Raw genomic sequence first — 19,931 nt, 5'->3', positions numbered from 1 at the left:
AAATGGGGATAGAGGAAGATATAAAAAGTACCAATTTTGAAGATAGCTACCATAAAATGGTCATCAACCTGTCGTATACCTACGGCTGGATGAACAACTTTACCCGTAGCCACTTCGAAAAGCACAACCTTACACAGCAGCAGTTTAACATCCTGCGCATTTTACGTGGCCAATACCCCAAACCGGCCACTGTAAACCTGCTAAAGGAACGCATGATAGACAAGATGTCTGATGCATCGCGTATTGTAGACCGCCTGGTACAAAAGGGCTTGGTATCGCGCTGTACCAACACCAAGGATCGTCGCGCTGTAGATATCCGCATCAGCGACGAAGGGCTGAAGATCCTTTCTGTGATGGATGGCGAATTTAAAGCGAAAGACATCTTTAAAGCTAATCTTACCGAAGAAGAAGCCGAACAATTAAGTAATTTGCTGGATAAATTAAGGGGATAGAGCCTGCTCTTTCGCTCCTTGTTCTTCCGCTGCGTCATTGCGAGGAACGAAGCAATCTCTTGATAAAACGGGTCGCCGTAAGCATGTCGGGAGATTGCCGCGCTATCGCTCGCAATGACGAAACTCAAACCCTCTTTGCGCGCAGCGGAGAGAGGGTCGACACGCGTTACCGATGTCGGGGTGAGTTGTTATTAGTGCTTATAAGGAATGATTATGCTATATGATTATCAGCGGATGTTCATTTCTTAGAATGAACTAACGCGAGCACCTAGATTAGCAAAACAACTATTAACTACGCGTCATTGCGAGGAACGAAGCAATCTCTCGATAGAAAGGTCGTCGCAATGACGAAACATCCAACCCTCTTTGCGCGCAGCGGAGAGAGGGTCGGCGGCGAAGCACGTCGGGGTGAGTAAACTACGCTACAAAACCAGGTGTCAGCTTCCTGAAACCAAGCACAAACAACCATCCCACCAAAGCTCCATACAGGGCACCGGCAGTTACATCAACCGGGAAGTGCACGCCTACATAAACCTGCGCGAAACAAATAATTGCGGCCCATATAATTGCAGCTATACCAACCCATTTCCATCTGCGGTAGAATATAAGGCACAGGAAAGTGGCCATGGCAAAATGGTCGGTAGCATGTGTAGAGGGAAAGCTGTAGCCTAGTCCGCAGGGTACGCGGCTTATCACCGTTTTGGATGTTACCTCATCACGGCAGGGGCGCAGCCGCATTACCTGCTTTTTAACAAGACTGGCGCTGGTAAAATCGGCAAAGCCCACGGCAAGGCAAAGCATCGCCACTAAAATAAGCCCTTGTTTTTTGTAGCGGCAAATGCTGAAGACGATAATGAACAGGTACAGCGGAATCCAAAATCTTGGGTTGCGCATCCACGGCATTATCCAGTCAAAAAACGGGTTAGTAAGCGTGTGATTAACAAAGTAGAATAAATGCCTGTCGAGGTTTAAAATGAAATCGGGCATTGTTTTTTGATGAATGCTGAGGTTTACGGCTCAAATATAGTTAATATCTCAAACCTTAAAAGTACTTCAATTTTACAGTGCCGTCTTTTAAAATTGTTATTTTTGCGGCCTAAACAAAGGAAGTTTTGACGCTGATTAAATCAATTTCGGGAATACGCGGCACCATTGGCGGCGCGGTAGGTGAAGGTTTAACGCCTTTGGATATTGTTAAGTTCACATCGGCATTTGGCAGTTGGGCCGTAAAAAACTCCGGTAAAAAAAAGATCGTGATCGGTCGTGATGCACGTCTTTCAGGCGAAATGGTGAACAACCTGGTGATAGGAACTTTGCAGGGTTTGGGTATTGATGTAATTGATCTGGGCCTTTCCACCACTCCAACCGTGGAGGTTGCCGTTCCGGATGAGGATGCTGCCGGCGGTATCATCCTTACCGCAAGCCACAACCCAAAACAGTGGAACGCCCTTAAGCTGCTTAACCACACCGGCGAGTTCATAAGCGACGCTGATGGTAAAGAAGTATTGGAGATTGCCGAAACAAGCGATTTTAAGTATGCCGACGTAAATGATTTAGGCAAACTTGTGAAGGACGACAGCTACCTTCAAAAACATATTGATAAGATACTGGCTTTGCCATTGGTAGATAAGGAAGCTATTGCAGCTGCCAATTTCAGCATTGTTATAGATTGCGTAAACTCAACCGGCGGACTTTTCGTGCCGGCGTTGTTAAAAGCACTTGGTGTACAAACCGTTTATGAGCTGTTTTGCGAGCCCGACGGTAACTTTCCGCATAACCCCGAGCCACTGCCCGAGAACCTTGTAGCCCTTTCGCAGGAAGTGGTGAAGAAAAGAGCGCACTTGGGCATTGCTGTGGACCCTGATGTAGACCGCCTGGCTTTCGTGAACGAAGATGGCAGCATGTTTGGCGAAGAATACACGCTGGTTGCTGTTGCCGATTATGTTTTGAAGAATATTAAAGGTAACACGGTTTCTAACCTTTCATCAACACGTGCTTTGCGCGATGTAACTGAAAAGGCTGGCGGCGAATACCACGCTGCAGCAGTAGGAGAGGTGAACGTCGTTAATAAAATGAAAGAAGTTAACGCTGTAATCGGCGGTGAAGGCAATGGCGGCGTGATATTGCCTGAATTGCATTACGGGCGCGATGCGCTTGCCGGTATAGCCTTGTTCCTTACCCACCTGGCCAAGTTTGGTAAGCCGGTATCAATTCTCAGGAGCACGTACCCGGGCTACTTCATCTCAAAAAATAAAATTACGCTTACGCCAGAGATGGACATAGACGCGTTGCTGCTAAAGGTTGAAGAGAAATACAGCAAGCAGCCCCATACAACCATTGATGGCCTTAAGATAGAATTTGACAAGGAATGGGTACATTTGCGCCGTTCTAACACGGAGCCTATCATCCGTATCTACTCCGAAGCAAATTCAGAAACGGTTGCAGATAACCTGGCCCAAAAGATCATTGGAGATATAAAGGAAATACTTAATTTATAATTTGAAGCGTGGCTACGGCAATTAACAGCCGCTCATTGCTTACTATTTACTACTAACTACCATGCGCGTATACTTTGATAATGCCGCCACAACGGCCCTCGATCCTGAAGTTTTAAAGGAAATGTACAAAGTGATGGAAACCCAGTTTGGTAATCCGTCATCAATACATGCTCATGGCCGCGAGGTGCGTACCGTTATCGAGCGTTCGCGCAAAACAATAGCTAACCTGCTGCATACATCACCTGCAGAAATCTTTTTTACCAGCGGTGGCACCGAAGCAGATAACACAGCTATACGCTGCGGTATTGTAGATCATAAGCTCACTCATGCTATCACCACCAGGCTGGAGCACCATGCTGTGCTGCATACCTTGCAGGCGATGGAAAAGGCAGGCGTTATAAAGCTGAGCTTTGCAGATATAGACAACAAAGGCAATGTAGATTATGATCATCTTGAAACATTGCTGAAAAATAATGAACGGAGCTTTGTTTCGCTGATGCACGCGAACAACGAGTTAGGTACGATAACTGACCTTGACCGCGTAGGTGACATTTGCGAGGCTTATAACGCCATATTTCATAGTGATACGGTACAAACTGTCGGGCACTATCGGCATGACCTCACAAAGCTTAAATTGCACTTTATGGTATGTGCTGCCCACAAGCTGCATGGTCCTAAAGGCGTTGGCTTTTTGCATGTGAACCACAAAGTGAAGATAAACCCCATGATCTATGGCGGATCTCAGGAGCGTAACATGCGTGGCGGTACCGAAAATGTTTACGGCATAGCGGGATTAGCAAAAGCGCTTGAGCTGGCTTATGCCGAAATGGATGCGCACCAGGCCTATATACAGGATTTAAAAAGCTACATGATGGCCAAACTGCAGCAGGAAGTACCCGGTGTAACCTTCAACGGGGAAACGGATCCGTCTAAAAGCTTGTATACAGTACTGAACACTTCGTTCCCTGAAATGGAGATGGCCGATATGCTATTGTTCAACCTGGACATTGCCGGTATTTCGGCATCAGGTGGTAGCGCGTGCAGTTCCGGTACAGACATTGGTTCACATGTGCTCACAGCTATAGGTGCTAACCCTAACCGTCCGTCAGTGCGTTTCTCGTTCTCTAAATACAACACTAAGGACGAGGTTGATTATACGGTAGCCAAGCTAAAGGATATCTGCTTGGTGAGCGCTTAGTTTCTCGTTGGCATTGTTTTTGGGTGATGTTAAGCAACAATTTAAAACTAAACATCATGGAAAACTACGAAAACAGCCCGGAATACAATCCAAACTATAACCCCAACGAAACACCTGAAGAACGCCAGTCGGAAAATGAAGGTACAGGCTACGGGCAGCAGACCGAACAAGAGCAGCAGCAGGGAGGCAACGATGCTTCTTACAGCGAGCAAAATGATGTAACACCACCGGATGCTCACGAGTTTCCGAGTGAAGGTGTAGCTACCAAAACAGATTTTGTTAGCCGTCCGCATGGTCGTACTACCGGCCGTATGGTAGGCCACGAGCCCGGCACCGAAGGCATATAATTTCGCGAAAACACTTAACTAAAGAAGAGGGTATCTGCCAAAATGGAGATACCCTCTTCTTTTTATCGTACAAAATCCTTTTTATGCCTGTGACTTAGAAAAAGTGTGGTTTTTGCAGGTTTTGGATCACCTGCAAAAACAGCTTATCCAACCGGAGGTGCCGGAGCTGGTGCCGGTACGGCCAGCATTTTCAGGAACGATGCCAGCTTTTCTTTCATTTCCCTGCGGTCTACTATAAAGTCCAGGAAGCCGTGCTCCTGTACAAACTCTGCAGTCTGGAATCCTTTAGGCAGGTCTTTCTTAATTGTTTCTTTAATAACCCTTGGTCCCGCAAAGCCAATTAATGCGCCCGGTTCAGCTATATTAATATCGCCCAACATGGCATAAGATGCTGTAACACCGCCTGTTGTAGGGTCAGTTAGTAATGATATGTAAGGTACCTTAGCCTGTGCAAGTAATGCCAGCTTAGCCGATGTTTTAGCCATTTGCATCAACGAGAAAGCAGCCTCCATCATCCTGGCACCACCTGATTTGGAGATCATCAGGAAGGGTATCTTATTGGCAATGCTGTAATCAATTGATCTGGCGATCTTTTCACCCACTACTGAACCCATCGATCCACCTATAAAGTTAAAATCCATACAGGCTATAACAAGGTCCTGGCCGTTCATTTTACCTGTAGCAGAGCGTATTGCATCTTTTAACCCGGTTTTACGTTTAGTCTCGGTAAGGCGGTCAGTATACTTCTTAGTGTCGGTAAACTCAAGCGGGTCGCCTGATACCAGGTCGCCAAACAGTTCGGTAAACTGGTTGTCGTCAAATAATATCGAAAAATATTCTTTAGAGCCTATACGGATATGAAAGCCGCAGTAGTGGCAAACGTACTGGTTTTCAACCTGCTCTGAGTAATGTAAGGGTTTTTTACAGTTGGGGCACTTATTCCAGATGCCATCGGGGGCCTCTTTCTTTTCCTCTGTAGTGGTAATGATGCCTTTTATTTCGCGCTTAAACCAAGCCATATCTTATCTGTTCTTTCAGGTATGCAAAGAAACAAAAAAAGCTTGGAAAAGTTGGTTGAGGCATCAAGAAGTTAAACGGCGATTAAGTGCATTAGCACATTTGCCCGCTAAGTCTATAGGTTGTATCTGTGTTTCAGCATAATCTCTACAAGTTTTATCAACTTTTTCAACCTAAATGCCTTAAATCTCATATGGAAGTGATAAATTCGGGGCCAAACAAAAAAGTTAATGGATCTGAAAAATTATAAAGGTGTACTGCACGGCGATCAGGTGCAGGCCCTGTTCGAAGCCGCTAAAGAGCATCAGTTTGCCTTGCCGGCTGTTAACGTTATCGGCACCAATTCAATTAATGCCGTAATGGAAACCGCTAAGGCTGTTAATTCGCCTGTTATTATCCAGTTATCACATGGCGGCGCGCAGTTTTATGCGGGCAAATCACTTGATAACTCAGCACTTCAGGCATGTATCTTAGGCGCTGTTTCGGCTGCTAAACACGTACACCTATTGGCAGAACACTACGGTGTTGCCGTTATTTTACATACAGACCATGCCGCTAAAAAGCTGCTTCCGTGGATAGACGGGCTGCTTGAGCACGGCGAAAAGTTCTATGCCGAAACAGGCAAACCGCTGTTCTCATCACACATGCTGGATCTATCTGAAGAGCCTATCGAAGAAAACATCGAAATATCTGCTAAGTACCTGGAGCGGATGTCAAAAATGAACATGACCGTCGAAATTGAACTTGGTGTAACCGGTGGTGAAGAAGACGGTGTTGACAACAGTGACGTAGACAGCTCTCGCTTATATACTCAGCCTGAAGAGGTTGCATACGCTTACGAGGAACTTTCTAAGGTTTCTCCGCGCTTTACCATTGCTGCTGCTTTTGGTAACGTACATGGCGTTTACAAACCAGGCAATGTTAAATTACAGCCGGTTATTTTGCACAATTCACAGGAATTCCTTAAAAATAAACACAGCCTTTCTGCCGCCAAGCCAATTAACTTTGTATTCCATGGTGGTTCTGGCTCAAGCCAGGAAGAAATAAGAGAAGCTATCTCTTACGGTGCCATCAAAATGAACATTGATACAGATATGCAATGGGCTTTCTGGGAAGGTATTAAAGATTACTACCAGGCTAAAGAAGGTTATTTACAGTCGCAGATTGGCAGCCCTGATGGTGATGACTCTCCAAACAAGAAATATTACGATCCGCGTGTATGGTTGCGTAAGGGCGAGGAAACGTTTGTTAAACGTTTAACAAGCGCTTTTGCCGACCTGAACTGCCTGGATGTAAACAGCAAGCTGTAACCACAATATAGCTCTAAAGAATAAAACCGCCTTTGTTTAAGAACATTGGCGGTTTTTTTTCGTTAAAGTTTTAAATTTATTTGAAGATCATGGCTCGTAAGAAGAGTAATCTATTTGAGAAATTTGCAAACTGGGCAACTGTTGCAACCGGTAGTTCCAGCGCTTTTATAATGGCGGCGTTAGTAATAATTGTTTGGATAATTACCGGGCCGTTATTTAAGTATTCTGACACCTGGCAGCTGGTAATTAACACAGGTACAACAATTGTTACCTTCCTGATGGTGTTTCTGATTCAAAAGTCGCAGAATAAAGACTCGAAGGCGGTGCACCTTAAACTTAACGAACTACTGGCATCTCACCAGGGGGCTAGTAATCGTATGGTGAATATAGAAGACCTTACTGAGCAGGAGCTGGATCAACTGAATAAATTTTACATCAAATTATCTAATTTAGCCGAGCAGGAAGATGATATTACCTGTACGCATTCTATAGATGCTGCAGAGGAAAATCACAACATTAAACAAACCGGTTACCAATCAAAAGCTCATTATCAGAATGCCCTCAAAAGTAGAAGTAAGAAAAGTAAATGATCCGGCCGAGCTGGAAAAAGTGTTTGCCATCAGGCGGGAAGTGTTTGTAGGTGAACAGAATTGTCCGCCCGAATTAGAATGGGAGTTTGAAGATGAATCCACGCACTTTTTAGCTACGGTGGATGATGAGCCAGCAGGCGCATCCCGCTGGAGAAAAACAGATAAAGGATATAAATTGGAACGCTTTGCTGTCCTGAAAAAGTTTAGGGGCGCAGGGGTAGGACAGGCGCTTGTCCGCACGGTATTGGACGACCTTCCTGCAGATGCCGACTATGTTTACCTGCATGCACAGGTAGATGCCGCTACATTGTACGCGCGCTTCGGCTTCGAGAAGGTAGGCGAGATGTTTGAAGAAGCCGGCATACAGCACTATAAAATGATCAAGCCGTCATCTGTTCGCGAGAAACTTAAAGAGGAACTGCATTAATCTTTCACAAACACCTTTTCCGAAAACTCCATAGCTTCGGCAAGTTTATCCAAATCAAGCCCCAGGTCAATGTTTTGGTGCAGCAGGTAAGCTATAAGGTTCTCTGTTGCAATGTTTCCTGTAAGCTCGTCTTTAGCCATGGGGCAACCCCCGTAACCTTTTAAAGCCGCGTCAAACCTGGTACATCCGCTTTCGTAGGCAGCAGCTACTTTTTCCTGCCAGGTGTCCGGGGTAGAGTGAAGGTGCAACCCAAAGCCAGTTATATCTGACAGTTCTGTTAGCTTAGGATAAATTGCAGTTATTTGCTCTGGTGTAGCAATGCCTACAGTATCTGAAAGAGCAATGTGTCCGATTCCTTCTTCAATCATTTTTTGCGCCCAGTATTGTACAATACCGGTGTTCCATTCATCGCCATAAGGGTTACCAAACCCCATAGAAAGGTAGATAAGCAACTCTTTATTATTAGTTCTGCAAAGCTCGTTTATCCGCTTTACCGTATCAAAAGCATCTGTTATAGATGTATTCGCGTTGCGCTGCTGAAAGCTCTCAGAGATCGAGAACGGATAGCCCAGGTAAGTAATAGCCTCATGCTTTGACGCATCCTCCGCGCCACGGTCATTGGCAACAATGGCCAGTAGCTTAGATTTGGTATTACCAAGATCGAGTTTAGCGAGTACATCTGCTGTATCCCGCATTTGAGGGATAGCTTTTGGTGATACAAAGCTGCCGAAATCAATAGTGTCAAAACCAACCTGCAGCAACAGGTTAATGTACTCGATTTTTACCTCGGTTGGTACAAAATGAGAAAGCCCCTGCATTGCATCGCGGGGGCATTCTGTAATCCTTATCGTTTCCTGTATCATTAATCTGCCTGGGCTACCTGTGTGTCTTTGTTAACGAGTTGTTCTGGTTCAAACTTGCGTATAATAAGCCTGCTGCCGCCATTATAACTCATATAACTGGCTACCCAGTTTATGAATACAATTATCTTGTTACGGCCACCCATAAGCGATATTAAATGCACAAACATCCATATCAGCCATGCAAAAAATCCCTGGAACTTAATTTTACCCAAATCTGCAATAGCTTTGTTACGGCCAATGGTAGCTAATGAACCTTTATCATTGTACTTAAATGGCTCGGTAGGTTCACCTTTAATTAATCTATTAATGTTCTTACCGGTAAGTTCGCCCATTTGTATCGCAACCTGTGCCACACCCGGGTGTCCCTTAGGTGTTTCCGGTGTAATCATAGCGGCAACGTCGCCTATGGCAAATATGTTTTCTGATCCCGCAACGCGGCAAATGTTATCTATACGTATGCGGTTACCGCGCTCTATTGATGCTTTGTCTACACCTTCAGGTACCACACCCATTACACCCGCAGACCAGATAACGTTGCGCGTGGGTATACTTCTACCATCCTCAAACTTAATTTCATGTCCATCGTAGCTTTGTACTTTAACGTTCAGCAGTACATCTACACCCATTTTGGTAAGGTAGCCTTCAGCAGCTTTGGAACCCTCGTCTGAAAATGGCCCCAGTACTTTCGGAAGGAAGTCTACCAGGTAAACCTTCATCTCTTCTTTAGCCAATTCCGGGTAGTCCTTATTTAGTACGTGATTGCGTAACTCCGCTAACGATCCTGCGAGCTCTACACCGGTCGGTCCTGCACCCACCAGTACGAATGTCAGGTACGGTGCTCGTTCTTCCTTGGAGGGCTTTAAAATAGCCTCCTCTAGGTTTTGCAGCACCATGTACCTTAAGTTTAACGCCTCAGGTATAGATTTCATCGGCATTGAATATTTTTCAATATCCTTGTTGCCGAAAAAGTTGGTGGTAGATCCGGTAGCTATCACTAGATAGTCGTAAGGAATAGGGCCTATATCGGTATGTACCACATTGGCAGCAGAATCAATACTGGTCACTTCTGCAATACGAAATCTAAGGTTTTTTTGACCTTCGAAATTTTTCCTGAGTGAAAAAGCGATAGATTCTGCCTCAAGGCTGCCCGTTGCCACCTGATACAACAAAGGCTGAAATGTATGATAGTTGTGCTTATCAAGCAATATGACCTCTACGGGTTTGTCTGCCAGCTGTTTCACTACTTCTATACCGCCGAAACCACCGCCTATAACTACTACTGTAGGGAATTTTGATAGATCGCTCATAATATTCTTAACAGTTTTATAATATTTTAAACTGCACTCTATTCTGAAAACAAAAAAGGCTCCAAATGTTCTTTGGAGCCTTCATTTAATTAAATTAATTTTTACTTAAGGTCTTTTTTCCCAAAGTCAATGATAACTGGTGTTGCTACACAAATAGAAGAGTAGGTTCCGAAAATAACACCGATTAACAATGCGAACGAGAAACCGCGGATAACGTCGCCACCGAAGGCAAACAGTACAACCAATATCATCACCACAGTTAAAGCAGTAATAATTGTACGGCTCAATGTATTATTGATAGCGTGGTTGATCACCTCTTTAGGGTCATCAGTTTTTGCATGATGCAGGTCAAGGAACTCACGGATACGGTCAAATACTACTACAGTATCGTTAATAGAGTAACCAATTACCGTTAGCAACGCTGCTATAAAGGCCTGATCGATATCCAGTGAGAAAGGAAGTACATCCTTAAACAAAGAGAAGAACGACAGTACCAATAAAGAGTCATGTGCAGTAGCAATCATTGCACCCAAGCTGAACTGCCATTTGCGGAACCTGATCAAAATGTAAGCAGATATCACAATAATAGCGATAATGATGGTCCACTTTGCAGATGATTTCACCTCGTTGGCTATAGTTGCCTCTACCTTTTGGTGGCTTAATATATTGGCTGCCGTAATGGCAGTAGCAGGTTTGCTGTTTAAAGAGCTTATCAAAGCAGCTTGTACCTTTTCGTCAGCACCCGGCGTATTGTCAGTAATCAGGTAGTTGGTGTTAATGCTTATTTTGTCCTGTCCATAAGTTTTAACTTCGGTACCGCGACCCAACGTTGCATCGATAGCGTCATGAACCTGTTCTGTATTTACTTTGTTCGGGAACTTAACAATGTAAGTACGGCCACCACCAAAGTCTACACCATAGTTAAAGCCTTGGGTAAACATGGAGATCAAGCCCGCGATAATGAATATACCGGAGAAAGCATAAAACTTAAAGCGGTTTTTCACAAAGCCGTAGTTAGCATTTTTAAAGGTGTGTGAACTCCATGGGTTTGAAAACTTGATATCCCAGCCTTTTTCAAGCATGAATTCAAATATTAACCTGGAGATTAGTAGTGAACAGAACAAGGTGGTTATGATACCGATCATCAACGTGGTTGCGAAACCCTGGATTGGGCCTGAACCGAAGATGAACAGGATTAAACCCGTAAGGAAAGTACTAATGTTGGCATCAAGAATTGACGGAAGCGCGTGTTTAAAACCATCGGCAATTGCAATGCGAATAGATTTGCCTAAACCAAGCTCTTCGCGAACTCGCTCGTAAACCAAAACGTTCGCATCAACCGCCACACCCAATATCAGGATGATACCTGCTATACCAGGCAGTGTTAATACTGCACGTATACTTACCAGTACACCCATCAGGAAGAATACGTTAACCAATACCGCAACTACCGCGACGGTACCTGCACGGTTGTAGTAAGCGATCATGAAGATCAGGATCACCACTAAACCTAATACGCATGATAATAAACCAGCATTGATAGCTTCCTGACCCAGTGACGGACCTACAACTTCTTCGCCGATGATGCGCGCAGGAGCAGGCAAGCGGCCGGCCTTTAGCACGTTGGCTAAGTCTTTAGTATCTTCAACCTTAAAGTTACCTGAAATAGATGATACACCGCCCGATATCTCGTTCTGTACAGTAGGGGCAGAGTAAACATTGTCGTCAAGTACAATGGCTATAGCTCTTTTATTTGCACCTGCAGAAGCTTCTGCAGTGATGTTCTTCCATTTTTGAGCGCCCTGAGAGTTCATATTCATGATAACCTCATAGCCGCCTTTAGTTGGGTCAACGTCGCTACGTGCGTCGTTGATAACATCTCCTGTTAATACCGGGCCATTTTGCGCGCCGGCAAGTTTTATAGCGTACAGCTCAAATACCTTCGAATTTTCTACCGGTTTTACACTCCAAAGAAACTTCAAGTTTTGAGGAATGATGGCTTTCACTTCGGCACTGCGCAGGTAGCCGTTAACTTTAGCAGTGTCTTTTTGAGCAACACGGCCAACCATTGGGCCCGGGTAAGGCTGTCCCTGTCCATTTGCGTCCTGGCCATACATTGGAGCCATTACAGAGAACAAAGGGTTTTGAGCAGCTAATTGAGCTTTATTGTTTAAAGAAGATGAATCTTTAGACGTGTTGTTCTTTAGCTTAGCCAGCAAAGAGTTTGCAGAGTCTTTTGCTGATTTAGGTGCTGCTTCAGCAGTTTTTGCTTTAGTAGTATCAGCAGATTTGCTTTTTGCAGCCAGAACACTGTTAATGTTGTTCAGCAGGCCGAAAATTTCGGTATTGTCGTAAGTTTGATAGAACTCAAGTTTTGCAGAACCCGACAATAGCTTACGAACACGATCCGGTTCTTTAACACCAGGAAGTTCGATAAGGATGCGGTTAGTGCTTTTCTGTAGCTGTATGTTTGGCTGGGTAACACCAAACTGGTCGATACGGGTATGCAATACAGTATATGACTGCTGAACTGCTACAGTGGCCTGATCTTTCAGGTAAGTTTCAACCTCGCTGTTAGAAGCATTATACTTCAGGTGGTCTTGGTTGTTGCTGTTAGCGAAAATAGAAGCTAGTTTGCCATTTGGAGATATCTTCTCGTAAGCATCAACAAAAAGGGTGATGTAGTCTTTCTGAGTAGTTACCGCATTCTTCTCTGCTTCAACAAGCGCTTGCTTAAATGCAGGATCCTGGTTGTTGTTTGCCAATGACTGTACCAATTCGCGCAGAGAGATCTGCATGGTAACGTTCATGCCGCCTTTAAGGTCGAGACCAAGGGCTAACTCCCTGTCAAGGCAGTACTGGTAGGTGTGGCCAAGTAGTGGATACACCGGTTGAGTAGACATGGAATCAAGATAGGCTTTTTCCTTCTCAGTATTGCCCTTCGCGTATTCTTTTGCATTGTTCTCAACTTTATTGGCCACCCACGTGAACGACAGTTGGTACAAGCACACCACTGCCAGCAGAATGGCGAAAAATTTAATAACCCCTTTACCTTGCATTTCGAATTAGTATGTAAATAATTAGTTTATAAGCTTTCTGAAATAAGACGGCAAATCTAATAAAATTTCACAAGCATGAAATTTTTAATTGAAACAATATAATGGCTGTTTTTGTTACCGGCGATCCAGCTGGATAAAGGAGTAAGGGTGCGGATTTTTCTCGTCAGCACTAAAGTTTTCTCTGCTGGTCTCGGTCCATTGAGTATAGTCAATTTCTGGGAAAAAGGTGTCAGCCTCAAACGCCTGGTGAACAATGGTAAGATAGATCCGGTCTGTTTTATCCATTGCCTGGCGGTATATCTCTGCACCACCTCCTATGAACACTTCATCTTCCCCTTTGCACAGGGCGATGCCTTCATCTATAGATTTTACCACCTCGCATCCCGGGATTTCGATGTCCTGTCGGGTTACAATGATGTTGCGCCGCTTCGGGAGCGGTTTGCCAACAGACTCGTAAGTTTTACGGCCCATGATAATACTACGACCTGATGTTACTTCTTTGAAGTGTTTGAGGTCATTTGGCATGTGCCATAACAACTGGTTGTTTTTGCCAATAGCATGGTTCTCGGCAATAGCCACAACAATAGAGATGATCATGTTTGTTCAGTTAAACAGCAACGGCTGCTTTGATGTGCGGATGCGGGTCGTAGTTTTCCAGGGTGAAATCTTCAAACTTAAAACTGAAAATATCCTTAACCTCCGGGTTTATCTTCATCGTAGGTAACGGCCTGGGGTCGCGGCTTAATTGCAGTTGTGCTTGCTCCAGGTGGTTGTTGTAAATATGCGCGTCGCCAAAGGTGTGTATAAAGTCGCCGCATTCCAGATCACATACCTGAGCCATCATCATGGTAAGCAGTGCATACGAAGCAATGTTAAACGGCACACCCAGGAAAATGTCCGCGCTACGCTGGTAAAGTTGGCACGATAACTTACCGCGCGTTTCGCCTTTGGATTCATCTGCCGGTGCTACATAAAACTGGAACAAGCTATGGCAGGGCGGGAGCGCCATTTGGTTCACGTCGGCCACATTCCATGCCGACACCATAATCCTACGCGAGTCGGGATTGTTCTTCAGGGTATTTACCACCTGGGTTATCTGGTCTATGTGGCCGCCATCAGGTTTTGGCCAGGAGCGCCATTGGTAGCCATACACGGGCCCTAGGTTGCCGTCAGCATCAGCCCACTCGTCCCAAATGCGCACGCCGTTATCTTTAAGATATTTAATGTTGGTGTCTCCGCTTAAAAACCATATCAGTTCATGGATGATGGATTTCAAGTGGAGCTTTTTGGTGGTCACCATCGGAAAGCCTTCTTTCAGGTCGAAACGCATCTGGTATCCAAAAACGCTTAAGGTGCCCGTTCCGGTGCGATCGTGCTTTTGCGCACCGTTCTCCATCACATGCCGCATCAGGTCGAGGTATTGTTTCATGTTCTACTTGTAAAGTTTTGAAGAGGCATATGCCGGTTGTTGTTAAGATCTGCTTTTAGCCGGCTAGTCAGTTACAAAGAAAAATAATCTAATTTTGGTATCCTACCGATGTGCAAAAATACATGCAGGTGTTAATTGATTTCTGATGATTGTATTTCCGAACGCTAAGATAAACATAGGACTAAATATTACGGAACGCCGCCCGGATGGCTACCACAACCTGGAGACTATTTTTTACCCCATCAAAATAAACGATGTGCTGGAGGTTATAGAAAGTGATGCATTAAGCTTTCAATCCAGCGGGCTGGAGATACCCGGGAGTGAGGATGATAATCTTTGTCTGAGAGGCTATCAATTGCTCAAGAGAGATTTTAAACTGCCACCCGTTGCTATACACCTGCACAAAAATATTCCGATAGGGGCGGGGCTTGGCGGAGGGTCTTCTGACGCTGCCTTTTTCATCAAGCTGATGAACGAAAAATTTCGATTGGGTTTAACAGCCGATCAGATGATGGACTATGCCAGAGTGCTCGGAGCAGACTGTGCTTTTTTCATCAACAACCAACCGGTATTTGCTTTCGAGAAAGGCGACGAGTTCGAGAGCATAAAACTAGACCTCTCGGGCTACAAAATAGTGCTGGTGATGCCAGATGCTCATGTATCCACCGCAGAGGCCTACAGGGGTGTTAAACCAACGTTTGTTAAAGAGACTTTGTACGATCTTATACAAATGCCTGTAGCGCAGTGGAAACGCCATATTCGTAACGACTTTGAGGCGCATATCTTCAACAACCACCCGGTTATCCGTGGCGTAAAAGCATCGCTGTACGAGCGTGGCGCATTATACGCCAGTATGAGCGGCTCTGGAGCATCGGTATTTGGCATATTTGAAACCCTGCCAGATTTAAGTACTCTGGAAGAAACTTGCCGGGTATTTTACAACGTGTAGTTAAAGCTTCTGTAAAGAGCTTGGTATCTTTATTGCAATTTCTCCGGATTGAAACTCAGAAATTGTTTTAATTGATGTAGTCGCGATCTTCGTCACTTAGTGTACGGGGATCTTCTGGGTGTGGGGTGTCCTTGTCATAACCTATGTGGTTGTACTTCTTCCTTCCCGGACGGCCGACAAGGTAGCCGAGCACGAACCCCACTGCAAGTACAACCAGCATCATGGAAACCTTGGAAATGTAAAGCGTAGAGAATAGAACCGTGAATCTGACGGGGTCAAGATTTTGCATGAAAATGATCGTTAGTAAAATTGCGATGACAAGTATGATGATGGTCTTAATGCGCATGGTTTGTTCCTCTGATTATTGCTGTCTCTAAGATGCACTTTTAAAACATCAATGTAAAGCCGCGGTTTTCCATCAGTCTACTTTATTAAAGATGCAGCTTTCTTTTTCCTGTCTTTCCCAATCGTTATCGGCTGCTTGCAATGTCAGAATTTTCTTGGTCTTGAATTTTAAGGCTTGATAGATTTTTTATTGGCTTTAAAGACGACTTTTCTATGAAGACGTAATGTTCCTTCGTTAGACGTCTCATTAATTCTCCTGGCAACATCAATCGGATTTCAGCTCTCCCGATTCTTCTGCGTGTATACATCTGCCGGTACTTATCAAATTAATTGCATTCTGGTAAAACGAGTTCGGTACACTTTGGTCGAAGCAATTACTTACTCCATGCAAATTTATTTTTACGTTATATAATTAATCTTAAATAACTGATTTGTAAATCACTATCTGGTAAAATTTTTGTTAAACGAGGTTAATGCTAAATATTTTAGTATTCCATGAAATAACTTAAATTGTTTTCGTTGAAATTTAAGTTTATTTAAAGTTTATAAAATGTTGATTTTCAAATCTATAAACGATATAAATAAACGCAAAATTTGACTTTACTTTATTATTTAAGCATCTAAATTTGAAGATAATAGTAAATGATTCATTACGACGGCGACAGTTGTGTCAGTACACTTAGAAAATCCTTGATATTGCGCCTGTTCGCTCGAAGTTTGCGAATGGTAAGATTATAGTGGCCGAAAATGAAAGTGTCTTATAGGGCTTTAAAATGGCTTATAGCCTATAACTGAAATGCGTCCCCTACCCCAGAGAAGGTAGATGAAAACATCAAATTTTAAAGACTAATTTAAACAGATCTTACCTAACCCGGCGTTTAGCAACCTGCTTTTGGGCGAATGGAAAAAGGAAGATAGTGGAAAGAATGATGAGCGCACCTGACCAAAAACCAAGCGTCATTTTATTCATATCGCCAAATAAAATAAAGGCCATAATAATGCCATAAACTGGTTCGAGGTTGGTGATAAGCGCCACACGAAATGCAGAAAGTTCCCGCATTACAGACACGCCTGCAACGTAAGCTAGAGATGTACAAACGGTGCCAAGCAGCACCAGGTAGCCGATGTCAGCTGCTTTAGGGATGATAAATCCGGCTGTTCCAAGAGTGATGAAAAGGTATATTGTGATCCAAACGAAAGCCCCGGAAAGCTCGTAAAAAGCAATAACGGGTGCCTCGTAGTGTTTAACAAATCGCGAGTTAATGATGGCGAAAAGTGCTGCAAGTACTGCGCTGGTAAGCCCTGCTATGATGCCCTTAGTGTAATGAGATTCAAATTTGAAAATAAGTACAATGCCGGTAATTATTAAGACGCCGGCGATGATCTCCATTTTTGAGATCGGTTTTTTATTGATCAGCGGCTCAAAAATTGCCGTGAAAAGTGTGATAGATGAGAGGCAAACCAGCGTTACCGGAACGGTAGAAAGCTTGATAGATGCGAAGAAAAGTATCCAATGACCACCTACTAAAGCGCCGGTCAGCCACATTTTTCCTGCATTTTTCACACTTATTTTGATCGGCTTTTTTGCCAAAATGAAGTAGAAAAACAGCGAAAAAGCGGCAATCGCAACCCTGTACCAAACCAAATTTACTGCCGATATGGTAATAAGCTGGCCAAGAATCCCGGTAAATCCCCATACAAAAACGGTAAAATGAAGGATGACGAGGTTCTTATTTAAGGCTGCCGGGGCGGTTTGCTGGGGCATTATTTAGGTGCTTTTACGAGTAATATCCAGCCTAAAATCCCGAAAACTATGTTGGGGATAAGCACTGCAATAAGCGGTTCGAAGCCGCCTTTTACGGCAAAGACAAGGGCAAATCTGTTTACAACAATGTACACGAAACAGATAAAAATGCCAATGCCGAGCGGCAGTCCAACGCCTCCACGGACCTTCCGGGAGGATATAGCGACGCCGATAACGGCGAGTACAAAGGAGGATAATGGCTCAACAAAACGGCGGTATTTTTCAAATTGCATGTCTATTAAAGCACCTGTTCCGCGTATCTTTTCTTTGTCGATAAGCTTGTTCAGTTCGCTTAATGGCATGCCGCCATACACGTTGCTATTAACGTTATCATGCACCTCAAAGTCTATCGGGCGCATGTCTAAAACGGTGTCAATAAGCGGTCCGTTACTGATGAATTTTTCCTTTAAACCGTCAATATAACGGATGGAAGGCGTGTTGATTTTCCACCTTGTTTTCACAGAATCGAAGGTAATACTGGGCGCTGTTAAACGCATTTTCATCTCGTCCCCGTCAAATTTTTCCAGCATAAACTGGTATCCGGTGTGCACCTGAGGGTCGTAAGATTGCAGAAAAACAAAGGTGTTTTTGTCTAACTGGATGTGAACTTCGGCCTTGGTAGGGTCATCTCCGTTGAAGAAATAAGCACTTTCAAAGTCTACTTTCAGCTTATTTGTATACGGAATTACAAAGATATTGGCCAATATGGACACCACAAATATGACCGTTGCGGAGAAAAAATAAGGTCTTAAGAAGCGGTAGAAGCTGGCTTTACTAGTGAGTATCGGCACAATTTCTGTCTGATTGGCCATCTTTGCAGTAAAGAATATAACTGATAGAAAGTTAATCAGCGGCGACAACATCATTAGGTAAAAAGGGATAAACCCGGCGTAATACTTAAAAATGATCTCGTTTAAAGGCGCATTTTTACTCAGAAAGTTGTCCAGGTGTTCAGATATATCAAAAACAACTGATATGGCCAGAAAGATGCCCAGCGTAAACACAAACGTGCCCAGGTACTTATTAATAATGTACCAGTCAATCGTTTTTAAGTATCTGCTTAAGAGTTTCTTCATTACAAGCGTTGCGCCAGGCGGGTAACCATGGTGTTTTTCCATTGGTAAAACTCCCCGGCTATAATTTTATTGCGCGCTTCTTTCACTAACCACAAGTAAAAGTGGAGGTTATGAAGGGTGGCTATTTGCGCACCAAGCATTTCGCCGCTATGTATAAGGTGCCGCAAATAAGCCTTGGTGTATACCTTATCGGCAAACAGATCGCTTTCAGCGTCAATAGGAGAGAAGTCGTTTTTCCACTTCTCGTTCTTAATATTAATGATTCCGTTGCTGGTAAAAAGCATGCCGTTACGGGCATTACGGGTAGGCATCACGCAATCGAACATGTCTATCCCCAGCGCAATATTCTCCAGGATGTTTACGGGAGTTCCTACGCCCATCAGGTAACGCGGTTTATCCTGGGGTAATATATCGCATACAACCTCCGTCATGGCGTACATTTCTTCAGCTGGTTCGCCTACAGAAAGGCCGCCGATGGCGTTGCCTTCTCGCCCGAAAGAAGCAATGACCTCCGCTGATTTTACCCGCAGATCTTTGTATACCGACCCCTGTACAATCGGGAAAAGTGTCTGGTTGTACCCGTACTTCGGCTCAGTCGCGTCAAACCTGTCGCAGCAGCGTTTAAGCCAGCGGTGGGTCATCTCAATAGAGCGTTTCGCGTAGTTATAATCGCATGGGTAAGGGGTACATTCATCAAAGGCCATAATAATATCTGCGCCAATAATGCGCTGGATATCCATTACGTTTTCGGGTGTGAACAGGTGTTTTGAGCCATCCACATGTGAGCGAAATGTAACTCCTTCTTCCTTGATTTTACGCACCTCGGTAAGCGAATACACCTGGTACCCGCCACTGTCGGTAAGTATCGGGCCTTCCCAACCATTAAATTTATGAAGCCCACCCGAGCTTTCCAGCGTGTTCAGGCCAGGGCGCAAGTATAAATGATAGGTATTTCCGAGTATGATCTGTGCTTCTATATCCTCTTTCAGCTCACGCTGGTGCACGGCCTTTACGGTACCGGCAGTGCCAACGGGCATGAAAATAGGGGTTTGTATAACGCCGTGATCTGTAACAAGCTCGCCCGCGCGGGCTTTAGATAACGGGTCTTGTGCGTGTAAAGTAAATTCCATTATAAGTGTACAAAATTACGAATTTTTGATGCCATTATTATAAGGTTTAAAGAGTGTTATCATAAAAGGGACGTACAGGTTACCCATTATAAGATGCCTTCAGTGCCTTAAAACCTTCCAACTTTACCGC

At 44.2% G+C, this 19,931-nt stretch carries 19 protein-coding genes; 8 read left to right on the top strand and 11 right to left on the bottom strand.

Annotated features, from left to right (window positions below; genetic code table 11):
• Positions 1–2: 2 nt before the first annotated feature.
• Positions 3–452 carry a MarR family winged helix-turn-helix transcriptional regulator gene (locus DYU05_RS08200; RefSeq protein ID WP_117382463.1) on the top strand — a complete coding sequence of 150 codons (450 nt, stop codon included), beginning with the start codon at positions 3–5 and terminating at the stop codon, positions 450–452.
• Between the two features lie 417 nt (positions 453–869).
• On the opposite strand, the gene DYU05_RS08195 is transcribed toward DYU05_RS08200, so the two are convergent.
• Positions 870–1,439: a phosphatase PAP2 family protein gene (locus tag DYU05_RS08195; protein WP_117382462.1), complete on the bottom strand. Its 570-nt coding sequence runs from the start codon at positions 1,437–1,439 to the stop codon at positions 870–872.
• A gap of 125 nt (positions 1,440–1,564) precedes the next feature.
• Between DYU05_RS08195 and glmM the strand changes: the two genes are divergently transcribed.
• The 3 genes from glmM to DYU05_RS08180 all read left to right on the top strand — a co-directional run bounded on the left by glmM (position 1,565) and on the right by DYU05_RS08180 (position 4,495).
• Positions 1,565–2,950 (top strand): phosphoglucosamine mutase, encoded by a 1,386-nt coding sequence (glmM, locus tag DYU05_RS08190; protein ID WP_117382461.1) that lies wholly within the window; start codon positions 1,565–1,567, stop codon positions 2,948–2,950.
• Positions 2,951–3,011: 61 nt separating this feature from the next.
• Positions 3,012–4,148 carry a cysteine desulfurase family protein gene (locus DYU05_RS08185; RefSeq protein ID WP_117382460.1) on the top strand — a complete coding sequence of 379 codons (1,137 nt, stop codon included), beginning with the start codon at positions 3,012–3,014 and terminating at the stop codon, positions 4,146–4,148.
• Between the two features lie 56 nt (positions 4,149–4,204).
• Positions 4,205–4,495 (top strand): hypothetical protein, encoded by a 291-nt coding sequence (locus DYU05_RS08180; RefSeq protein WP_133300198.1) that lies wholly within the window; start codon positions 4,205–4,207, stop codon positions 4,493–4,495.
• A gap of 143 nt (positions 4,496–4,638) precedes the next feature.
• Here the strand turns inward: DYU05_RS08180 and accD are convergent, their stop codons facing one another.
• Positions 4,639–5,514: an acetyl-CoA carboxylase, carboxyltransferase subunit beta gene (accD, locus tag DYU05_RS08175; RefSeq protein ID WP_117382458.1), complete on the bottom strand. Its 876-nt coding sequence runs from the start codon at positions 5,512–5,514 to the stop codon at positions 4,639–4,641.
• Between the two features lie 228 nt (positions 5,515–5,742).
• Between accD and fbaA the strand changes: the two genes are divergently transcribed.
• The 3 genes from fbaA to DYU05_RS08160 all read left to right on the top strand — a co-directional run bounded on the left by fbaA (position 5,743) and on the right by DYU05_RS08160 (position 7,839).
• Entirely contained in the window at positions 5,743–6,822 is a 1,080-nt protein-coding gene (fbaA, locus tag DYU05_RS08170; RefSeq protein ID WP_117382457.1) for a class II fructose-bisphosphate aldolase, read from the top strand.
• Between the two features lie 89 nt (positions 6,823–6,911).
• A complete protein-coding gene (locus DYU05_RS08165) occupies positions 6,912–7,412 on the top strand; it encodes a low affinity iron permease family protein (protein WP_117382456.1) in 501 nt (166 codons plus the stop codon).
• Positions 7,378–7,839 carry a GNAT family N-acetyltransferase gene (locus DYU05_RS08160; RefSeq protein ID WP_117382455.1) on the top strand — a complete coding sequence of 154 codons (462 nt, stop codon included), beginning with the start codon at positions 7,378–7,380 and terminating at the stop codon, positions 7,837–7,839. Before DYU05_RS08165 ends, DYU05_RS08160 begins: the two co-directional genes overlap by 35 nt.
• On the opposite strand, the gene DYU05_RS08155 is transcribed toward DYU05_RS08160, so the two are convergent.
• From DYU05_RS08155 to DYU05_RS08135, 5 genes are all read right to left on the bottom strand, one after another.
• Positions 7,836–8,702 (bottom strand): hydroxymethylglutaryl-CoA lyase, encoded by an 867-nt coding sequence (locus tag DYU05_RS08155; RefSeq protein WP_117382454.1) that lies wholly within the window; start codon positions 8,700–8,702, stop codon positions 7,836–7,838. The two genes, DYU05_RS08160 and DYU05_RS08155, sit on opposite strands and share 4 nt — an antisense overlap.
• The gene (locus tag DYU05_RS08150) at positions 8,702–10,009 is read right to left on the bottom strand and encodes an NAD(P)/FAD-dependent oxidoreductase (protein WP_205771819.1); all 1,308 of its coding nucleotides are present in this window, start codon (positions 10,007–10,009) and stop codon (positions 8,702–8,704) included. The genes DYU05_RS08155 and DYU05_RS08150 overlap by 1 nt, the downstream gene beginning before the upstream one ends.
• Positions 10,010–10,110: 101 nt before the next feature.
• Positions 10,111–13,068 (bottom strand): protein translocase subunit SecDF, encoded by a 2,958-nt coding sequence (gene secDF / locus DYU05_RS08145; protein WP_117382452.1) that lies wholly within the window; start codon positions 13,066–13,068, stop codon positions 10,111–10,113.
• 114 nt (positions 13,069–13,182) lie between these two features.
• Positions 13,183–13,665, bottom strand: coding sequence for a dihydrofolate reductase (locus DYU05_RS08140; protein WP_117382451.1), 483 nt, complete (start codon positions 13,663–13,665; stop codon positions 13,183–13,185).
• Between the two features lie 10 nt (positions 13,666–13,675).
• Complete coding sequence (locus tag DYU05_RS08135) at positions 13,676–14,497, bottom strand: thymidylate synthase (protein ID WP_117382450.1); 822 nt, start codon at positions 14,495–14,497, stop codon at positions 13,676–13,678.
• A gap of 145 nt (positions 14,498–14,642) precedes the next feature.
• On the opposite strand from DYU05_RS08135, the gene ispE reads away from it, so the two are divergent.
• On the top strand, positions 14,643–15,446 hold the full coding sequence (gene ispE / locus DYU05_RS08130; protein ID WP_117382449.1) for a 4-(cytidine 5'-diphospho)-2-C-methyl-D-erythritol kinase: 804 nt from the start codon (positions 14,643–14,645) through the stop codon (positions 15,444–15,446).
• Positions 15,447–15,513: 67 nt separating this feature from the next.
• On the opposite strand, the gene DYU05_RS20900 is transcribed toward ispE, so the two are convergent.
• The 4 genes from DYU05_RS20900 to tgt all read right to left on the bottom strand — a co-directional run bounded on the left by DYU05_RS20900 (position 15,514) and on the right by tgt (position 19,801).
• Positions 15,514–15,792, bottom strand: coding sequence for a LapA family protein (locus DYU05_RS20900; protein WP_133300197.1), 279 nt, complete (start codon positions 15,790–15,792; stop codon positions 15,514–15,516).
• A gap of 861 nt (positions 15,793–16,653) precedes the next feature.
• A complete protein-coding gene (locus DYU05_RS08125; protein WP_117382448.1) occupies positions 16,654–17,556 on the bottom strand; it encodes a DMT family transporter in 903 nt (300 codons plus the stop codon).
• A complete protein-coding gene (locus DYU05_RS08120) occupies positions 17,556–18,713 on the bottom strand; it encodes an LptF/LptG family permease (RefSeq protein ID WP_235853973.1) in 1,158 nt (385 codons plus the stop codon). The genes DYU05_RS08125 and DYU05_RS08120 overlap by 1 nt, the downstream gene beginning before the upstream one ends.
• Positions 18,671–19,801 carry a tRNA guanosine(34) transglycosylase Tgt gene (gene tgt / locus DYU05_RS08115; protein ID WP_117382447.1) on the bottom strand — a complete coding sequence of 377 codons (1,131 nt, stop codon included), beginning with the start codon at positions 19,799–19,801 and terminating at the stop codon, positions 18,671–18,673. Before tgt ends, DYU05_RS08120 begins: the two co-directional genes overlap by 43 nt.
• Positions 19,802–19,931 lie beyond the last annotated feature (130 nt).

Source organism: Mucilaginibacter terrenus, from assembly GCF_003432065.1.
Lineage (GTDB): Bacteria > Bacteroidota > Bacteroidia > Sphingobacteriales > Sphingobacteriaceae > Mucilaginibacter > Mucilaginibacter terrenus.
Note: the sequence above shows the minus strand (reverse complement) of the source record. Positions and strands in the feature narration are given on the sequence as shown.

What these genes read in the sequence shown, in the direction of transcription:
- DYU05_RS08200 (WP_117382463.1), top strand. Translation starts at nt 3, where the DNA reads ATGGGGATAGAGGAAGATATAAAAAGTACCAATTTTGAAGATAGCTAC.
- DYU05_RS08195 (WP_117382462.1), bottom strand. Translation starts at nt 1,439, where the DNA reads ATGCCCGATTTCATTTTAAACCTCGACAGGCATTTATTCTACTTTGTT.
- DYU05_RS08185 (WP_117382460.1), top strand. Translation starts at nt 3,012, where the DNA reads ATGCGCGTATACTTTGATAATGCCGCCACAACGGCCCTCGATCCTGAA.
- DYU05_RS08180 (WP_133300198.1), top strand. Translation starts at nt 4,205, where the DNA reads ATGGAAAACTACGAAAACAGCCCGGAATACAATCCAAACTATAACCCC.
- accD (WP_117382458.1), bottom strand. Translation starts at nt 5,514, where the DNA reads ATGGCTTGGTTTAAGCGCGAAATAAAAGGCATCATTACCACTACAGAG.
- fbaA (WP_117382457.1), top strand. Translation starts at nt 5,743, where the DNA reads ATGGATCTGAAAAATTATAAAGGTGTACTGCACGGCGATCAGGTGCAG.
- DYU05_RS08165 (WP_117382456.1), top strand. Translation starts at nt 6,912, where the DNA reads ATGGCTCGTAAGAAGAGTAATCTATTTGAGAAATTTGCAAACTGGGCA.
- DYU05_RS08160 (WP_117382455.1), top strand. Translation starts at nt 7,378, where the DNA reads ATGCCCTCAAAAGTAGAAGTAAGAAAAGTAAATGATCCGGCCGAGCTG.
- DYU05_RS08155 (WP_117382454.1), bottom strand. Translation starts at nt 8,702, where the DNA reads ATGATACAGGAAACGATAAGGATTACAGAATGCCCCCGCGATGCAATG.
- DYU05_RS08150 (WP_205771819.1), bottom strand. Translation starts at nt 10,009, where the DNA reads ATGAGCGATCTATCAAAATTCCCTACAGTAGTAGTTATAGGCGGTGGT.
- secDF (WP_117382452.1), bottom strand. Translation starts at nt 13,068, where the DNA reads ATGCAAGGTAAAGGGGTTATTAAATTTTTCGCCATTCTGCTGGCAGTG.
- DYU05_RS08140 (WP_117382451.1), bottom strand. Translation starts at nt 13,665, where the DNA reads ATGATCATCTCTATTGTTGTGGCTATTGCCGAGAACCATGCTATTGGC.
- DYU05_RS08135 (WP_117382450.1), bottom strand. Translation starts at nt 14,497, where the DNA reads ATGAAACAATACCTCGACCTGATGCGGCATGTGATGGAGAACGGTGCG.
- ispE (WP_117382449.1), top strand. Translation starts at nt 14,643, where the DNA reads ATGATTGTATTTCCGAACGCTAAGATAAACATAGGACTAAATATTACG.
- DYU05_RS20900 (WP_133300197.1), bottom strand. Translation starts at nt 15,792, where the DNA reads ATGCGCATTAAGACCATCATCATACTTGTCATCGCAATTTTACTAACG.
- DYU05_RS08125 (WP_117382448.1), bottom strand. Translation starts at nt 17,556, where the DNA reads ATGCCCCAGCAAACCGCCCCGGCAGCCTTAAATAAGAACCTCGTCATC.
- DYU05_RS08120 (WP_235853973.1), bottom strand. Translation starts at nt 18,713, where the DNA reads ATGGAAAAACACCATGGTTACCCGCCTGGCGCAACGCTTGTAATGAAG.
- tgt (WP_117382447.1), bottom strand. Translation starts at nt 19,801, where the DNA reads ATGGAATTTACTTTACACGCACAAGACCCGTTATCTAAAGCCCGCGCG.